The organism is uncultured Shewanella sp. (assembly GCF_947495455.1).
GTDB lineage: Bacteria > Pseudomonadota > Gammaproteobacteria > Enterobacterales > Shewanellaceae > Shewanella.
In genome coordinates this window covers 13,481-31,150 of sequence record NZ_CANLZC010000070.1, presented here as the reverse complement: position 1 = coordinate 31,150, position 17,670 = coordinate 13,481, and the positions used below count along the sequence as shown (strand labels likewise).

12 protein-coding genes and 1 riboswitch are annotated in these 17,670 nt (G+C 41.0%); of the genes, 6 read left to right on the top strand and 6 right to left on the bottom strand.

All coding sequences use genetic code 11. From position 1 onward, the window contains the following. On the top strand, positions 1-873 hold an 873-nt coding region (locus Q0791_RS16785), incomplete at its 5' end, for an IS4 family transposase (RefSeq protein WP_299008845.1). Between the two features lie 283 nt (positions 874-1,156). Further along, positions 1,157-3,472, top strand: coding sequence for an ExeM/NucH family extracellular endonuclease (locus tag Q0791_RS16780; RefSeq protein WP_299008842.1), 2,316 nt, complete (start codon positions 1,157-1,159; stop codon positions 3,470-3,472). 325 nt (positions 3,473-3,797) lie between these two features. On the opposite strand, the gene Q0791_RS16775 is transcribed toward Q0791_RS16780, so the two are convergent. Next, positions 3,798-4,475, bottom strand: a complete 678-nt coding sequence (locus tag Q0791_RS16775) for a helix-turn-helix transcriptional regulator (RefSeq protein ID WP_299008839.1) — start codon at positions 4,473-4,475, stop codon at positions 3,798-3,800. Between the two features lie 326 nt (positions 4,476-4,801). On the opposite strand from Q0791_RS16775, the gene Q0791_RS16770 reads away from it, so the two are divergent. The 3 genes from Q0791_RS16770 to katB all read left to right on the top strand — a co-directional run bounded on the left by Q0791_RS16770 (position 4,802) and on the right by katB (position 7,390). Further along, a complete protein-coding gene (locus Q0791_RS16770; protein ID WP_299008836.1) occupies positions 4,802-5,140 on the top strand; it encodes an NIPSNAP family protein in 339 nt (112 codons plus the stop codon). Next, positions 5,137-5,445 carry an antibiotic biosynthesis monooxygenase gene (locus Q0791_RS16765; RefSeq protein ID WP_299008833.1) on the top strand — a complete coding sequence of 103 codons (309 nt, stop codon included), beginning with the start codon at positions 5,137-5,139 and terminating at the stop codon, positions 5,443-5,445. Before Q0791_RS16770 ends, Q0791_RS16765 begins: the two co-directional genes overlap by 4 nt. A 475-nt stretch (positions 5,446-5,920) precedes the next feature. Next, positions 5,921-7,390, top strand: coding sequence for a catalase KatB (gene katB, locus Q0791_RS16760; RefSeq protein ID WP_299008829.1), 1,470 nt, complete (start codon positions 5,921-5,923; stop codon positions 7,388-7,390). Between the two features lie 202 nt (positions 7,391-7,592). On the opposite strand, the gene Q0791_RS16755 is transcribed toward katB, so the two are convergent. Both Q0791_RS16755 and Q0791_RS16750 read right to left on the bottom strand, forming a co-directional pair. Continuing rightward, positions 7,593-10,157 (bottom strand): Ig-like domain-containing protein, encoded by a 2,565-nt coding sequence (locus Q0791_RS16755; protein WP_299008820.1) that lies wholly within the window; start codon positions 10,155-10,157, stop codon positions 7,593-7,595. A gap of 128 nt (positions 10,158-10,285) precedes the next feature. Further along, a complete protein-coding gene (locus Q0791_RS16750; RefSeq protein WP_299008817.1) occupies positions 10,286-10,843 on the bottom strand; it encodes a TMEM165/GDT1 family protein in 558 nt (185 codons plus the stop codon). 19 nt (positions 10,844-10,862) lie between these two features. Then, a riboswitch (yybP-ykoY riboswitch) is annotated at positions 10,863-11,060 on the bottom strand. Between the two features lie 290 nt (positions 11,061-11,350). On the opposite strand from Q0791_RS16750, the gene Q0791_RS16745 reads away from it, so the two are divergent. Then, positions 11,351-12,541, top strand: a complete 1,191-nt coding sequence (locus tag Q0791_RS16745; RefSeq protein WP_299008814.1) for an amino acid permease — start codon at positions 11,351-11,353, stop codon at positions 12,539-12,541. 125 nt (positions 12,542-12,666) lie between these two features. Here Q0791_RS16745 and Q0791_RS16740 read toward each other — a convergent pair whose 3' ends face one another. From Q0791_RS16740 to nuoL, 3 genes are all read right to left on the bottom strand, one after another. After that, positions 12,667-14,112, bottom strand: a complete 1,446-nt coding sequence (locus tag Q0791_RS16740) for an NADH-quinone oxidoreductase subunit N (RefSeq protein ID WP_299008811.1) — start codon at positions 14,110-14,112, stop codon at positions 12,667-12,669. A 120-nt stretch (positions 14,113-14,232) separates the two neighbouring features. Further along, positions 14,233-15,726: a NuoM family protein gene (locus Q0791_RS16735; RefSeq protein WP_299008809.1), complete on the bottom strand. Its 1,494-nt coding sequence runs from the start codon at positions 15,724-15,726 to the stop codon at positions 14,233-14,235. Positions 15,727-15,741: 15 nt separating this feature from the next. Continuing rightward, positions 15,742-17,646 carry an NADH-quinone oxidoreductase subunit L gene (gene nuoL / locus Q0791_RS16730; RefSeq protein WP_299008806.1) on the bottom strand — a complete coding sequence of 635 codons (1,905 nt, stop codon included), beginning with the start codon at positions 17,644-17,646 and terminating at the stop codon, positions 15,742-15,744. Positions 17,647-17,670: the final 24 nt, after the last annotated feature.

Genomic DNA, 17,670 nt, shown 5'->3' with positions numbered 1-17,670 from the left:
GCGACTGCTTTTTCTCGACAAAAAAACAGTCAATACCCTCAAGTGCGAATGGTCTGCCAAATGGAATTAAGTAGCCATCTTGTGACTGCTAGTGCATTTGATGATTATGGGGTCAATGAAATGGTATTAGCTGAAAAGCTTATCGAGTCTACACCGGATCATAGTTTGACTTTATTTGATCGCGGTTTTTATTCGCTGGGGCTACTCAATCAGTGGCAATCTGCTGGTCACGAGCGGCATTGGTTGATCCCATTGAAGAAAAATGTGCAATATGAAGTGCTCCGCAGTTTGGGGCGTAATGATAAAATCGTTAGATTAAAAAGTAATCCACATGCGAGAAAACGATGGCCAGCGCTACCTGATGAGCTTGAAGTCCGGCTGATCAGTCGACAAATTAATGGAAAGGCGTACTCAGTGTTGACATCAATGACCGATCCTATGCGCTATCCAGTGACGGATATCGCGGATTTATATACGCATCGCTGGGAAATAGAATTAGGATACCGAGAACAGAAGCAGTACATGCTCGGCAATCGTTTAACCTTGAGAAGTCGGCTGCCAGAGCTAGTAAAACAGGAATTATGGGGGATCTTGCTGACCTATAACCTGATCCGTTATCAGATGGTAAAAATGTGCCATCAGCTCAAAGGCGATTATCTTCCTTATCAGTTAAGTTTTAATGGTGCGTTAGCGCATATTTTAAGATTATTAGTGGGGTTACCTTACTCAACGCCAGGGGCAATACCCCGTCAACTTAAACATTTTTATGCCATGGTTGAAAGTTTAATTTTGGAACCCAGACGAACACGAACCTTTCCCCGAGCAGTCAAACGAAGACCACAGCGATATGCTAGAAATAAAAAATGCCAATAAGCTTAACTTACTGGCATTAGCCATAGGCTCCCTTTTTTATGTTTATCTTTTAATTTATTGATTTTATTAATGGTAAGAGGCTTTATCTTGTAAGTAACTTTGTGTTACTTTTGTTTTTTATTTGTTATTTTTTGTGTTTTTATTTTTCTATTTGCTTGTTTTTAGTACGAACATTATGCGAAATATTGTGCTAGCACCATAAAGAGTAACGCTATTGGTAAGTTTGATCGGTAAGGCTGCTAGATAAGCTTAATAGATAAGTTTGATAAATAAGGTTGATAACATGGTTTGTAGAACAAAATTGATTATGACATCACTGGCATTGGCTTTGATGTTGCCAGGCATGGCACATGCAAACATTAACAGCGCCGCTATCACTACAGAAGGCATGAACACAGTTGCGATCCAAGACATTGATTGTACTGAATCTGATTTTATTTCTATTAATGACATTCAAGGAACCGAAGGGGCGAGTCCACTCGCAACGGTGGCAAGTGAGGAGCCGAATGTTTTTTATTCTGAAAATGCCATGTATGTACAAGGTGTGGTGACCGCGCGAGGAGACGAGTTACTGAAAGGCTTTTATTTACAAGAAATCGAGGGAGAGTATTACCCTTTTAGCTCCAGTGGCATTTTTGTTGCGTTAAGTGACCTTGCCCCTGACACTATTCAACCTGGCGTTCAGGTCTGTGTTCAGGGAAAAGTAAAAGAAGATAATGGCCTGACTCTCATTGATTTAACCCTTGAGCCTAAGATGCACATTGATGGGGTGCTTGCACTGCCTGAGCCCAGATTATTGTCTGTCAGTGATGGAGAGAGCTTGGCAACAACCCTTGAGCGTGTTGAGGGAATGAAGATTAAGCTTGATGAACAGAGTGATTTACGTGTTTCACGTAACTTTGGTTATGATGGCAGTGTGGGGCGCAATAATTTAATGCTATCTCACAAAGGGACACCAGTTAAAGCGACACAAGTGTATCCTGCACTCTCCAGTGCGGCGATAGCCCTTGAAGCTAAGAATAAAGCGAATCGATTAATCCTTGAATCTGATTTACCCGCCCCTGCTGGTGTTATTCCTTATTTTACCGATTTTGAACCTGAATTGGGCTATATTCGCACTAACGATCGCATTATCGGCCTTGAAGGTATGGTGACCTTTAGTGACGGCGAATACCGTTTAGTGGTGACCAATTCAATTTTGATGAGTGACTTAACTCATTTGAGTGACAGAGCTGCTGCCCCCGAACTTGCTGAAAATGCTGATATCCGTGTGGCGAGTTTTAATGTGTTGAATCTTTTCAACTCCGCTTTTAGTGGGAATGAAAATGCCACTCAAGGAAGTGACATTCGTGGGGCCAAAACAGCAGCGGATTTTGAATTACAGCGCAGTAAAATCGTTAATGCCTTAGTGGAGATGAATGCCGATATTATTGGGTTAATGGAAATTGAAAATAATGGATTTGGTGATAAAAGCGCGCTGCAAAATTTATTGGATGCCCTTAATAAAGAATTACCAAAAGAATTGGCCTACCAGTTTATTGAAATGAGTGATAATGACAAATATCAAGGGCAGTACTTGGGAACTGACTCCATCATGGTTGGGCTGTTATATCGACCCGAGAAAATGTCGCCCCTTGATGAGGCATTTGTGATTGCAATGCCAGAGCAGCACGTGACAGCAGGTGTTGCGGATCGTGCAGTGGCGCCGACATCTGACAGTGAAACGGTCGTTCAACCTGATCTCAATCCTGCATTTGCTAAAACCCAGCGTTATAGTTTAGGCCAGACTTTTAGTATTAATGAAGAGTCCTTAACGGTCGTGGTGAATCATTTTAAATCAAAAGGCTCGGCTTGTTTCGAGGACTGGGTAGATAACAGTGAATATACCGAGCCGACAGATTTACAAGGGCATTGTAATGAGTTTAGAGTTTCCGCGGCTAAGGTATTAGCTGAGTCAGTACAACATATTGAGGGGGATTTACTCATCATCGGTGATTTAAACAGTTATGGCATGGAAGATCCTCTTAGAGTATTAACTGATTATGATGCATCAGAGTTAGATTTTGGTAGTGCTGAAAATGCACAAACTTGCCCTCTGACTTCAATCAGTGATACTTCTTTGACGGCGCAGCCTATTTGCACGGCATCCTGGACAACTTTAGAAGGGAATGTTTATGAACAACATGGCCGTGAAATTGAAAAAGGTTACGGATTGATTAACCTTAATACTTTGAAAAATGGTGTATCGACCTATTCATATAATTACAATGGTGAAGTGGGAAGTTTAGATCATGCAATTGGCAATGAGAGTTTAGCGACGCGCGTGGTCAGTGTTATTGACTGGCATATCAATGCGGCCGAGTCGAATTTATTTGAGTATTCGAGTCAATATACCGGAGAGCTTGAAAAATCATTGAATGTGTATTCTTCATCAGATCATGATCCTTTGATTGTTGATCTTTATTACCCAAAGACGAGTGTCATAGAAACGCCAGAAGGTACCCCTAAAGTTGAAGAAGATGATGGCGGTAGTTTACAGTTTATCGGTATCGCTTTTTTAGTGTTATTGGCCAGTGTCAGACGCCGCTTGTCAGTGTAATGAATAAAGTGTGATTAAAGTCGAGAAGGCGTCATGCCTTCTCTATTTATACCCGTGATACTTGAAGATGAATGTTTTCAGAGCCTGTAAAAGTGCCTAATTCAAGGCGTATTATTGCCGAAATGCTTATTGCCTTTTAAGGTGATACAACGCAGAAGTAGGTGCTTTTACAGACTCCCAAAGGGCTGGTTTAAAAGCCTTTTATACTGCGTTATTGAACATCAGCTTAGAATGACTAGGCACGCTGTTCAAAGCCTTGCCTAAAAAGCTTTTAATTCCAGCTGAATCCTGCATCTTCAAGTATCACGGGTATATCTTGGAAGCGTTAGGATATGCCATAACGTTTAGAAAATTTTATGAGTCCTTGTGGCGTGAACTCAATGGCTCTTGAATCGAGATCCCTAATCGCCCATTTGTTATTAAGTAAATCTGTTAATATCCATTTACCTAATTGACCAGCCATATGGCTGCGTCTTTCACTCCAATCTAAACAGGCTTTACACTGCGGCCTTTGGCTCGTCGTGTTTAATAGCAAGCTTTCTTTAGCTATTGCGTTAAAGAAGTCATGCCCCTTATCGGTCAGTTGAGTATCGTTATCAGACTCAATGAGATATAGATTTTGTTTTAAGCTATCAAATAAGGCAACGCCTAAGGTACCTGCAAGATGATCATAGCAAATTCGAGATTGCTTTAATCTTGAATTGTTTGGCCCTGTTTTCGTCGTTGAGAGTGATATTGATGCGCTGACATTGAGAAGTTGTTCCAATAACGCCGCAATATGATGGTCGAATAATTGAAAATACTTATGTCGACCTTGTTTTCTGACCTTAATTAGCCTTCCTTCAATGAGTTTATTCAAATGGCTACTGGCTGTTGAAGCACTGATCTCTCCTTCAATGGCAAGCTCTGTGGCTGTGAGGGCTTTACCGGATAGTAATGCCGTTAACATACTGGCACGTGTTGGCTCGCCAATGAGTGAGGCGATATAAGCGATATTTTGCAATCTATTGTCCCTTTATGGTTTTCTGATATCTCGATGGCTAATGGTGAAACAAGCATAAGATAAGCAATATTTGGTAATCTATTGTCCTTTGATGATGTTCTGCAATCTATTGTCTCTTGCTGATTTTCTGATATCTCGATGGCGGATGGTGAAACAAGCATAAGATAAGTGATATTTGGTAATTTATTGCCATTGTTTCTTAATCTATTGTCCCTTGATGATTTTCTGATACTTCGATGGCGATAGAAGCATAGTGGTTTTGTTCGTTTTACACTGATTGCTATTCAGATATTAAGTGATAATCAATCTCAAAGGAAAGACTTATTATGACAATAACCTGTTTTATCGAGTATAAAATTGATCCGTCTAAAATTAACCTTTTTCAACAATATGCTGAAAATTGGGGGCAAATAATTCCGGCTTGTGGAGGAGAATTGGTGGGATATTTTCTGCCTCATGAAGGGACAAATAATGTGGCATTTGGCTTAATCAGTTTTGTAAGTTTGTCGGCCTATGAACAGTATCGAAAACGTCTAAAAACAGATGAGCAAGGCAAAGATAATTTTAGATTTGCGCAACGGGAACAATTTATTTTAGAAGAAAAGCGGACGTTTCTTACTTCCGTTCCAGAAACCTATATGAAAAATGGGGAAGAGGCAAGATGATTTCGGTGATGTTTGAAGTAACGCCTAAAGTCGCGGGAAAAGAAGCCTATTTTCGTATTGCGGCTGAGTTGAAAAATGAGTTAATCAAAATAGATGGATTTATCACTATTGAGCGTTTTCAAAGTCTGAATGATCCAAATAAATTTTTGTCTTTATCGTTTTGGAAAGATGAAGCGGCAGTCAAGCAGTGGCGAAATCATTTTTTACACCAAGAAGCACAACATCAAGGTAAAAAGGTTTTGTTTCAGGACTATCGAATTCGAGTGGCTCAAGTTGTGAGAGATTATAGTATGGATGAGCATTAACATAAATCGGCCAATGTAGAATAACCTAGTTAATTGATATTAAATGGTATTAAAGTTTTTTATGCCATTTAATATTTCATTGATAGTTAGCATGTTAAGCAGTAGGAATTAATATTATGTTAATGAAGAATAACTGAGGTTTTTTGGTTACTAGGTATTAGCTGTTAGTTATTAAATTCAACAGCTAATGTGAGCTTAATCGAATTTCGCCTGCGTTTTTTGTATCCATAATTTTTTTATTGTTACTTATTTTGTTGTTTACTCCTTATTTTTTAAATTTTTACCTGTTTTTAATCGTTAAAAAAGATTATTTCGATTACTTTTAATCGTTATATAAAACTATTTTATTCGACTAGTATTAGTTCATCGGTAAATAACTATTATCTATTGGTCAAAAATGGCAAGCACTGTCTTGAAGGCGGTCTTTATTGTCATCTTGACATAAGAAGCAAGATAAAGAGTGAGGAGTAGAGCGATGAAAGTGAATGATCAAGGTGAGTATTTAACGGCGCAAAATGGTGCACCCATTGCAGACGATCAAAACTCATTATCTGCTGGGGAACGTGGTCCATTATTATTGCAAGATTGGCACTTAATTGAAAAGCTAGCGCATTTTAATCGTGAACGGATCCCTGAAAGGGTTGTACATGCTAAAGGTACAGGTGTATATGGTGTTTTTACCCTCACAAAGGACTTGAGTCAATATACTCTGGCTGAACATTTTAATGGTGTTGGTAAAAAAACGGCCACCTTCCTTCGCTTTTCGACGGTAGGTGGGGAGATGGGATCGGCAGATGCTGAGCGTGATCCGAGAGGGTTTGCATTGCGTTTTTATACTCAAATGGGGAACCATGATATTGTTGGCAATAATACTCCGACTTTCTTTTTACGAGATGGAATAAAGTTTCCTGATTTTATTCATACTCAAAAACGTAACCCTGAGACGAATTTGAAAGATCCCCAAGCCATGTGGGACTTTTGGTCATTGAATCCTGAAGCGCTTCATCAAGTCACTATTCTAATGTCAGATCGTGGTATTCCTGCAAATTATCGACAAATGCACGGTTATGGATCACATACATTTTCTTTTTGGAATGCAGCAGGTGAGCGTTTCTGGGTGAAATTTCACTTTAAGAGTTTGCAAGGGATCGTGAATTTAACGGGTGAGCAAGCTGATATTTTGAAGGGAATTGATCCTGATTCTTCACAGCGAGACATGGTTGCAGCCATTCGTGATGGCAATTTTCCTAAATGGGCTGTGAAAGTGCAGATTATGCCAGAAGCTGATGCCAATACGTATCATATTAATCCGTTTGATTTAACGAAAGTTTGGCCTCATAAAGATTATCCATTAATTGAAATCGGTGAATTAGAACTCAATAAAATGCCAGAGAATTATTTTGCAGAGGTTGAGCAAGCCGCTCTGGCGCCAAGTAATTTAGTACCTGGAGTGGGTGCTTCTCCCGATAAAATGTTACAAGCGCGTTTGTTTGCTTATGCGGATGCGCAGCGTTATCGAATTGGGGCTAACTATAATCAGTTACCGGTTAATTGCCCACATGCGACTAAAGCGGATCATCATCAGCGTGGAGGCGCCATGGCTGGAACCCAGTGCCCTTATAATGGCAGCCAAACCGGTGGAGATAATAGTCCTAATTATGGGCCAAATTCATTAGAAGGGCTTAAAGATGCAACGTCATTTGCTGAGCCGCCTTTAAGATTAGAGGGGGAAGCTGCTCGTTATAGCCGTTATGATCAAGACGATTTTACTCAGGCGGGAAACTTGTATCGTATCTTCTCTGATGAAGAGAAATCACGTTTAGTGAGTACGATTACGGATACCTTGTCACAAGTGACCCTTGACACTCAACAAAAGATGTTGTCTCACTTTGAAAAAGCAGACAGTGATTATGGGGCCCGTATTAGGCGAGCGTTAGGCTTGTAATTAACGATTTGCTCATATTGTTGGGCGATGTTGGGCGAGCATTATGGGCATAATGTTGGCAGGTTTGTCAGCCAGAGTTAAACCCTAAGGCTTCATCAGTTAACAACTAAAATAGGCACGGCAATCACATTACAAGAATGGTATCTGATGTGATTGTCATAATGATGGAGTAGCTAAAGGCCCTAAAGGCTTAACTTTGGCCTTAGTTATCGGCAATAGTTAACATTTGCTCAGTGGTCTTATGCTGCCCGTCGGGCGAAAAATACACTGCTTTGACGGTGACGGTTCCTGCTTTGAGTAGCATAAGTTGATTATCGTTTATCAGTCTTGCCATAGTGTTGTCATCCACTGTGATATGGGTGTGAGGATTAGCGGTGATGTCTAGTGTTTGTGACGCATATTCCGCCATCACTTGTATGCTAAGAGATTGCCCAGTATAGTAATTTTCGGTTTGAGCGTCAGTCATGATGGTTGAACTTGTTTCATCTACTTCTAGTGAGGTTGTATTGAGTAAGATCCCGTTGAGTGCCTGATCCGTGACTTTAATGCTGAGTGTGTCGGTTATTGAGGTGGCGCCACTGAACGTGGGCATGTAGGTCGCAGTTACATTGATTTTTCCTTCCTTTAAAAGTTCTAGTACGCCGTTGGCCGTGATGTTAGCCATTTCAAGATCATCAACAACAAACCGTATATTATCATTAGCAAGTGTTATTAGATCACCTGCTTCACTCATGAGTGTGGTATGAAAGTGAATGATTGCACCTGCAGGTAGAGAGAGGGTAGCGGACTCAATGGATTGCGCCGACGCTTCAGTATACTCAGCCCCCTCATAGCTGAGAGAAAGAGTCATATCGTCATCGATATTAGAGATGAGGCCAAGCTCGTCGGTAAGCACTGTGATGGCATCATGTACATAGCTTGCTTTTAATGACAATGAACAGGGGCCTCTAGAGAGTACAGGTTCACCATTAACATAGTCTATAGTGACGTTATCAGTGCAATCTGTTTCATTGGTTTCAGTATTCCAGATTAAATGGGGATGCTGGCTGATCTCGATGCGATCGCCGTCACTAAAGGTAAGCCAAGCTTGAAGTTGAGCGGGGACGCCAGCGAGTACAGTGTCTGGAGTTGTGTTAATGCTTAAGCTTTCAGGGGCAGTGGCAGTGACGTTAACCTCTAACGTGTCTTGTATGAGAGCACCATCTGACATGTGATAAGTGAGGGTGATGTTGGCGCTGCCAGCATTGTGAGCGATAAGGGTGCCGTCATTGGCGGTGACGATTTCGGCATTGTCGCTGCTCCAGTAACTGTTGGCTAAGTGAGTGATGTTAACCCTGTGGCCAGTATCATACTGAACATAGGCGCCGAGTGTGTGTCGCATGCCTTGTTTCATGGATAATGCTGCGCTGGCTGAATCATTGTCAGATGTGTCGTCATCGATCCCTGTCAATCCACCAGAGTCTATTGTGATGAAACTGGCAGCAGTTGTACTTTCAGGCAGTTCTTGATATTGCAAATCTTCTGTCATTGCTTCACTGTCGATGACAGTTATTGGTATTGAGGTCGACAATGCTCCTAAGGTGGCGGTGAGTGTGGTACTGCCTGTCATGCCCGTTTGCAACTGGTTGCCGTCTTTGACCTTGATGATCTCATCATTCAGGCTGGTAAAGACGAGCTTATCTAGGGTAGTCGCATCCATGGCTTGCCCATAAGCAGTAAAGGCTGTGATTGCCAGTGAACCAGCGGCATCAGCATTACTCGCGAGCACGAGAGATGACGGGGTTGAGCTTAGTGTAGTGTCATCGTCAGTGACGGTTATTGTAGCTTTATCTGAAGCACCGCCGGCGGATGCTTTAATTGTTGTAGTGCCAGCTTGAAGAGCCTCAACGGCAGCCGTTGTGTCAATTCCAAAACTTTCAAAACCACTTTTGCTTGTAATCTTCGCCACAGTCGTATCATTGATTGACCACGATAACGTTTTTATGTCACCATTTGAGTTGAAGTAATCACCATTAAAACTTGTTGAATCGCCGATTTCCAGTGATGCTGAATCGGGTGAAACATCCATTGATGATATTGATGGTAGAGTAACTGATGAAGTTGTGAACAGGTCAGCTGATGTCATGAGTGTCATCGAGTCATTTTCACTATTTGTGGTCTCGCTGCTTAGTTGTGATGTGATCTCGTGGGTGGCATTGATGCTTGTCATGGCGCCATCACATTCACCATGAGTATTATTGCTGGCGACGATTGCAGCGCTAGTATCATCAAAGGTAAAACACTCGCTGGCCGATAGAGTAAAGCCTGTAGTGGCATGGAATGTAACATCATATGTGGGCCCATTTTCAAAAGCGAGTATGGCTGCCAGCTTAGTGGTGCTGCCTGATGCTAAAAAGGTGCTGTTATCTTCTGTGAACAGGCTCAGGCTGGTGGGAGTGGATGAGGTGACGAATAAGCTGGCACTGGCGGTAAAGCCATTTAAACTGGCGCTGATAGTAGTGTCACCCTCACTCATGCCAGTCACTGTGCCATTGCTGATTGTGGCGACATCCGTGTCGCTGCTTTGCCAAATCGCAGAGCCTGTTATGGTTCGTTGACTGTTATCAGAAAAACTGGCTGTTAATGTATACTCTTGTGTTGCATCGGGTGCGATGTAAGAGGAGGTGGGAGACAAGCTTAAGCCAGTCATGCTGATGGTGTGACCCGAATCACATGCCGCTAGAGCGATAAATGAAAATACAATAAGCAGTTTAGTTAGCATATCCATGTGCTGATCCTAAAGGTTTGTCGAATTGTCCTGATACTATTGTAGTGTGAGTTTGTGTGCGCTGCTTTTTTTAAGCTTTGTCAAAGCGGAATCTTGACGGCAAGCTTTGGCTTCCCTTTTTGATTGGCTTAAGGCCACAATAATGTGGCAATACCTTGTAATACAAAGAGCATGGCACAAAATCTATGTATCCATAACATGGGCAGTTTATCGGCGCTAAATCGCGCTAAAAAAACCATAGGGACGTTAGCGATCATCATGCCCAGTGTGCTACCTGTAACCACTAACAATAGGTTTTGGTACTTTGCCGCGAGTACCATAGTAGCAACTTGCGTTTTGTCTCCTATTTCCGCAAGAAAAAAGAGACAAAATGTTGCGAAAAATGGACCCAATGCATATAAATGACTTTCCTTGGCATCGACTTTATCTGGAATTAAAATCCATAATGCTAATGAGAATAGTGCAGCTGCCACTAGATATTTCATCATTGTGGGATTAATATCACTCATTACCCATTCACCTAGCCAAGCGGCGATAAAGTGATTGAATAGCGTAGCGATGAGCATGCCTAGAATAATGGCGGTTTTGTTTTTAAATCGTGCAGCAAGGATAAGGGCTAATAGCTGAGTTTTATCACCAATTTCGGCGATGGCAACACTGAGGGTTGAGGTGATTAATGCTTCCAAGATCATGATCCTATTAGGGGTGGCATAAACAGCTGAATACAAATAACCGCCACCCCGAAGTGTGGTTATTGTATTCAGGTCTTGCCGGAAAGCCTAAAAGCAGAAATATTCTGATAACAGACTCGCTGTCAGCACCATGGCATTTGGCCAAGTATGTTGATGCTGACCCAATTTTTATCCCTTCATAGACAAAAATTGTTAGCTACTCCCCTGAAGTAGGTGCTGCATTATAAAGATAAATGAGTAAAGTGCAATGTATAGAATGAAGCTTGTTAGTGAAGGGAATAAATGCGATTATTTTGTTGCTATGTTGATGTTTTGTGTTTTTATTTTGTGGTTACATTGTTTTTTGTTGAGCCTTATGTGTTTTGTTCCAGTGTAAAGTGATAGCTTATCCATAACTTACTCAAAGGGCGAATAAGTTTAAAGAGTATTGTTTTGCATTTCTTTTTTTGATTGAGTTATCTTGGTGTGATAACGATAAAATATAATAAACAGGATGAACTTGTGAATTTAAAAATATTAGGTTCAATTGCGATAGTCGCTGGAACGGCGATTGGGGCTGGAATGTTGGCCCTACCATTGGCGACAGCTGCATTGGGAATGTTTCCTGCTGTACTTTTATTGGTTGTGATTTGGGCAATATCGATTTACACCTCCTTATTGATGTTAGAAGTTAATTTACGCACGGGAGTGGGAGATAATGTTCATGCGATAACAGGGAAACTCCTAGGAAAAAAAGGCCAATTTATTCAAGGGTTATCATTTTTAAGTTTACTTTTTGCATTGACAGCGGCGTATTTAACTGGTGGCTCTTCTTTATTAGTGCTAAAAGCGAGAACCATGTTTGATGTAGTGTTAGATAATCAATTGGCCGTTATTATTTTTACTGTTTGTTTAGGTTTATTTGCTGCGCTTGGAGTGGCATGGGTCGATAAGGTTTCTCGGTTTCTGTTCTCCTTAATGGTGATATTATTGGTCGTTATGGTTGGCGTATTATTGCCTGAAGTCAGCCCTGCTAAAATGGCCATGCAAGTTATTGCACAAGATAAGCCTATTTCATTGTGGATGGCGGCAATACCTGTGGTATTTACGTCTTTTGGCTTTCATGTGTGTATTGCAACCTTAGTGCGATATTTAGAGGGCGATGCCTTTGCTTTACGTAAGGTATTAGTCATTGGTTCGACTCTCCCCTTAGTGTGTTACATTCTATGGCTTGCTGTCAGTTTGGGGACTGTTGGTGGGGAGGCTATTTATGGTTTTTCAGGTTCTCTACCTGCCTTAGTCAGCGCACTTCAAGAAATGGCGGGTCAAGAATGGATCAGTAAGTTTATTGCTTTGTTTGCTGATCTTGCTTTGGTCACATCATTTCTAGGGGTGACATTGAGCTTATATGATTTTATTGCTGAATTGACGCGTGCGAATGATTCATTACTGGCTCGCGTACGGACTTGGTTATTCACCTTCCTTCCTCCGTTACTCTGTGCTTTATATATTCCTGATGGCTTTGTTGCCGTATTAGGTTTTGCTGCTATTCCGCTTGTTTTCATGATTATCTTTCTTCCCATGTTAATGGCATGGAAGCAACGAAAAGAAGTGAGCTCGGGCTATCAAGTGTGTGGAGGTAACATAGGCTTGACCTTGATAGGTATTGCGGGCGTGATTATTATTACAGCTCAATTATGGATCGCTCTGTAATAGAAAACTCAAGCGGCTTTATAGCCGCTTTTTTCTATTTATTTTTTATTATATCTATCTGATTAATAATTGCTTTCATTTCTATATTGCTATTGAGAGTGCTTATTAGGGTGAAGCGCTGTTGCTTAGCGTATTCCCATTGCATAGCTGATCAATGATTGCGCCCAGATCCCCAATGCGATAACAATGAATGTGGTAAGAATAATGAAAATATGATTACTCCAATAGCGCAAATTCTTATGGGTGAGTACTGAGGGAGAGCTTGGTAATGTATTGCCATTTGGCGAGGCTTGATCTTGATAGAGTACGAGGATGACTCTTAAATAATAATATAATGCTGCGGCACTACTGAGAATGATGATAATAGCAACGGCATATTGCTCATTATTGAGTGTGGTTTGAAGTACCAGTAATTTTGCAAAAAAACCACTTAAGGGAGGGATCCCTGCTAAAGATAAAATCACTAGCGTCATACACAGACCTATGATGGGCTGACGCTTTCCTATTCCGGTGAGCTTATCAAGGGTAAGCTCTTTATGATGATTCTCTAAACTATTTAATATGCTGATGGCTGCAAATGTCATCAAGGTGTAGCTTACGCCGTAATAGATAATTACAGTGAAGCTAGTGGATTGATAAAAGGCCAATGATACGAGTATCACGCCTAAATGACTGATGGATGAATAAGCGAGTAGTCGTTTAATATTGGTTTGCTTTAGTGCTAATAAAGTGCCAAAAATCATGCTGATAATGGCAATTGCAGCGAAAATAGGCTCAAGGAATTGCCAAAGGGATACACTCAACCATTGCGGAAGGAGTAATGCCCAAGCGAGAATCGCGAGCTTAGCGATAGTCCCAATAAAGCTGACAATGGGGAGTGGGGCGCCTTCATAAAAGTCGGCAAGCCAATTATGAAAAGGGGCGACGGCAAGTTCAAAACCTACGCCTATGATGATGAACATCAATCCGGCAAAGGTGATGATACTATTTCCTTTCTCTGAAGCCATTCCGTCACTCATGGTTGAAAATAATAAGCTGCCTGTTCCCAGATAAGTGAAGGCTATGCCCATAATTAAAAAAGCCGAAGCGACTCCTGCAATTATGGTCAATTTGCTTGCGGCTTCTATGGCGCCATATCGGTTGGGTGACCAAATACATAAACAAAAACTTGAAATCGTCACTAATTCAATACCCAGTAAAAAGGCAATCATGTTATCACTGGGAATGAGACTCATGCCTAATACACAAAAAACCAATAGGCTGTAGTAGATTTCATCGAGCTGATGTCGAAGGGATAAGGCATTAATTGACATCCATAAAGTGATAAGCCCCACAAGGCAAAAGAAGATCAGACACGATTGAGTGAATCGATTAATTAAAATAAAATTTTCAACCGTATATTGGGCGCTGAGTTGTTCTGCCGATAATATGATGGTCAAAATGAAAGTTAATGCGGTGAAAAAGAGGGGGATTTTATGGGAGCTAGGCAATAATCCTGTTAATAAAATGACCAATCCGCCTAAACCTAAGGTGATATAGGGAGATAAAGAGACTAAGTCGGATAATGTCATTGTTATCTCTCCTTGGTGAAAAGCAATAAAAATGTTAGATAAAATTGGCCGCCATGGGGCATCATTTTTTGATCTAGGTGTTTTATTTGGGTCATGTATAGGTTTATGATGATGGGCATGTTAGCCACCTTTTAGTGCATTAAAGTGATGTTCAATGATATGAGTAACGGCATGATGTAAGGGCTGAAGAAATGTTTCTGGAGAGATGCCGAGCCATAGAACAGCGATAACGAGTAGAGATAAGGGGGTTATTTCTTGCCAATTGAGATCTTTTAGCGTGTTTTTTTGTGAGGTTGCTGTGTGTTTCACTTCTGGAGTATAAGGCCCTAACATTGCGCGTTCATAACAGCGTAAAAAGTAAGCGATACCAATAACGATGCTCATTGCTGCTAAACTGGCCCATAAAGGGGAGCTTTGATAACTGCCAACGAGGATCAGTATTTCGCTGGCAAAATTACCTAAGCCTGGTAAGCCTGCACTGGCAATAAAAAAGAATAACAACATGGCGCCGAGTTTTGGCATGGGTTTAAATAATCCTCCCATTTCATTGAGTTCGCCATCAAACCCTCTTGCAGATAGCATGGCCACAATAGCAAAAATGCCAGTAATGGAGAGTGCATGAGCAACCAGTTGTAATATTGAGCCATTGATGGCTTGTAGTTGCATTGCAAAAATGGCCATTACCGCTAAGTTCATGTGGCTAATACTTGAATAGGCCGCGACCGATCTAAGGTTATTTTGCTGGTAGGCAATGAGCCCTGTATAAATGGCGCCTATGGCACTGAGTCCCATGATGGTGTGAGACAAGGTGACAAGACTTAAAGGAGAGATGAAAGTGCAAATTCGAAGGATCCCATAGACTCCGGCATTTGCCATTGCGCCAGAGAGTAAAATAGTGACTGCAGGATGCGCTGTTTTATAAGTGTCTGGGGCCCATAAGTGTAGGGGAAATAATGGTATCTTAACGGCGAAACCAACCAGAAAAGCTAAAAATATCCATAAACTGTTATGGACAACAGGCGTGGTCAATAGGTGATTAAAAGCAAAGCTGTATACGCCCGTTTCTCGCCCAACTTGAATATATAAAGTTAAGATCCCGATTAGCATAAATAAAGAGGCACTAACGGTATAAATTAAGAATCTTGTTGCTGCATATCGACTTTGTTGGTTTCCCCATTGGGTTAACATGAAATAAAGTGGGATCAGCATGATTTCCCAAAAGACGTAGAATAGCAATAGATCATGTGCGAGAAAGACTCCCATTAATCCACTTAAGGTCATTAATAATAAAGGACCAAAAATATCCCATCGATCAATGCTTTTCCAAGCAACCATAACAGACATCAAGGCGATAAAGCTTGACACTAAAATCATAATAAGGCTAAAACCATCTAATGCGAGTTGGTAAGTAATGCCTAAGCTTTGGATCCAAATGTGAGAAATTGATACGGTTGAGATGATGTCACTGAGGGACACCCCCATACTTAAAATAAAACAAAATGTTAGCGTGCAGATACTCAGACAGGCTATTTTTGCGATGACATTTCTTCGATAACAGCAAATAGCAATCACAATGGCAGCGATAAAGGGGAGAAATAGAATGATATTTAACATGTTAAGTTCTCTACTTTATTCATAAATGGGATATATAGTCATTAGAATATAGGCCAATAGCCCTATGGCACCAATGCAAATAAAATATAAATAGCGGGTGATCTGCCCTGCTTGGGCATAGTTTAAAGCATGATGTCCTTGCCGTAATATACCTATGATAGATGACTCTACTATCATGAAAAGTAATATTTTTTCTATAGAAACACGGCATAAAGAACATAAATAGTAATAAGGGACGACAATCCATTTCATGGATAAAAGATCGATATACCAAGCTTGATTTAAAAAGGTGATATTACCGAGTCCTTGTTGATGCTTAATTTCTTTTGGCGTGAAGTAACAAGCAAGAGCAATGCCTAGGATGCTTGCACTTATGCCTAAAATATCAATGAAGCGTTCTGCATTTCCTTGAGGGAGAGTGGGTAGGCCAAGATCGCTTGCTAACCAAGGTATGAGTAGCTGTGGTCCCCAACTCCATGGCGTTTGAATAAAGCCAATGGTAATACTGAAGAAAGCTAAAAGTGCTAAAGGTAATCTCATGCCAATAGTGAGTAAATAGGTTTGTATTTCACTGCGGGCTTGTCCTGTAAAGACCATTAAGTACATCCGCATTGCATAAAGTCCTGTCATTAATGCACCTAATAGCGCGAGAGCCGTTAAATAAAAGCCAAAATGTTGAGTGTATGTGGTGGCAATAATGGGATCTTTACTGTAATAACTTGCGGTAATGAAAGGGAGGGCGGCTAGAGTTAATGAACCAATGAGATAGCTGTAACGCAAGAAAGGCATTTTTTCCCCAAGCCCTCCCATTTTACGAATATCATTTTCATTATTAAAGGCTTTAATAATAACACCGCTGCTCATGAACAGCAGGGCTTTAAAACAAGCGTGAACAATTAAATGAAATAAAGCAAAGCCGTAGGCACCCACACCAACGGCAGCAAACATGTAACCAATTTGACTGATGGTGGAGTATGCCAATATTTTTTTTAAATCATTTTGTGACAGTGCCGCCGACGCGGCAAAAAAAGCCGTGATACAACCAATAAAGGCGATGACAAGTTGTAAGTCGGGCACGAGTTCAAATAATGGATAGAAACGTATGAGTAAATACACGCCAGCAGTGACCATAGTGGCCGCGTGGATCAGTGCTGAAACAGTGCTTGGACCTGTCATTGCATCGGGTAACCAGACATGCAAGGGAAACTGCGCTGATTTTGCGATGGCGGCAAGGATCAATAATGCGCCTATCAGCGTTAAATGATTCGATGTGATACTTTGATCGCCAACTTGTGAGGTGATGAAGGGGAGTTCTATGGATTGGAACTGTGCAAATATAACCATGATGGCAATGGCTAAAGCTGTATCACCTATTCGTGTGACAACAAATGCTTTACGGCCACAATAAGCATAATGAGGTTTTTGATAATAAAATGAAACCAGTGCATAGGAACATAAGCCCATTACCTCCCATCCAAGGTAAAGTAAAATGAGATCGTGTGCCATGACAAAACTTAACATACCAAAAACAAACAAGTTGAGATAGAAAAAATAGCGTCTTTCACCTGTTTCGCCTTTCATAAATTGAATCGAAAAGAGGTGAATTAAAAATCCCACACAACTGGCCACTGTCATCATAATCAGGCTAGTTTTATCAATAGATAATGCTAAATGCACTTGCCAATTTCCTATGGACATCCAAGTCAATAAAGATTGCTGAAATAAAGGCTGGTTTAGAGAGGCTTCATGAGGTTGAGCGAGTAATGTTGCCCATAAACTAATGACAAGTATGGCTGAAATAAAGACCATTAATGCTGCAATACGAGCACAGATTTGCGCCGTAAAGCGGTTGCCTAAGAGTATAATAAAGCCTGCACCGATTAGGGGGGCGCCTGGTATTAACCAGATCAGACTATTCATATTTAAGCCCTTGATTATTTTGTT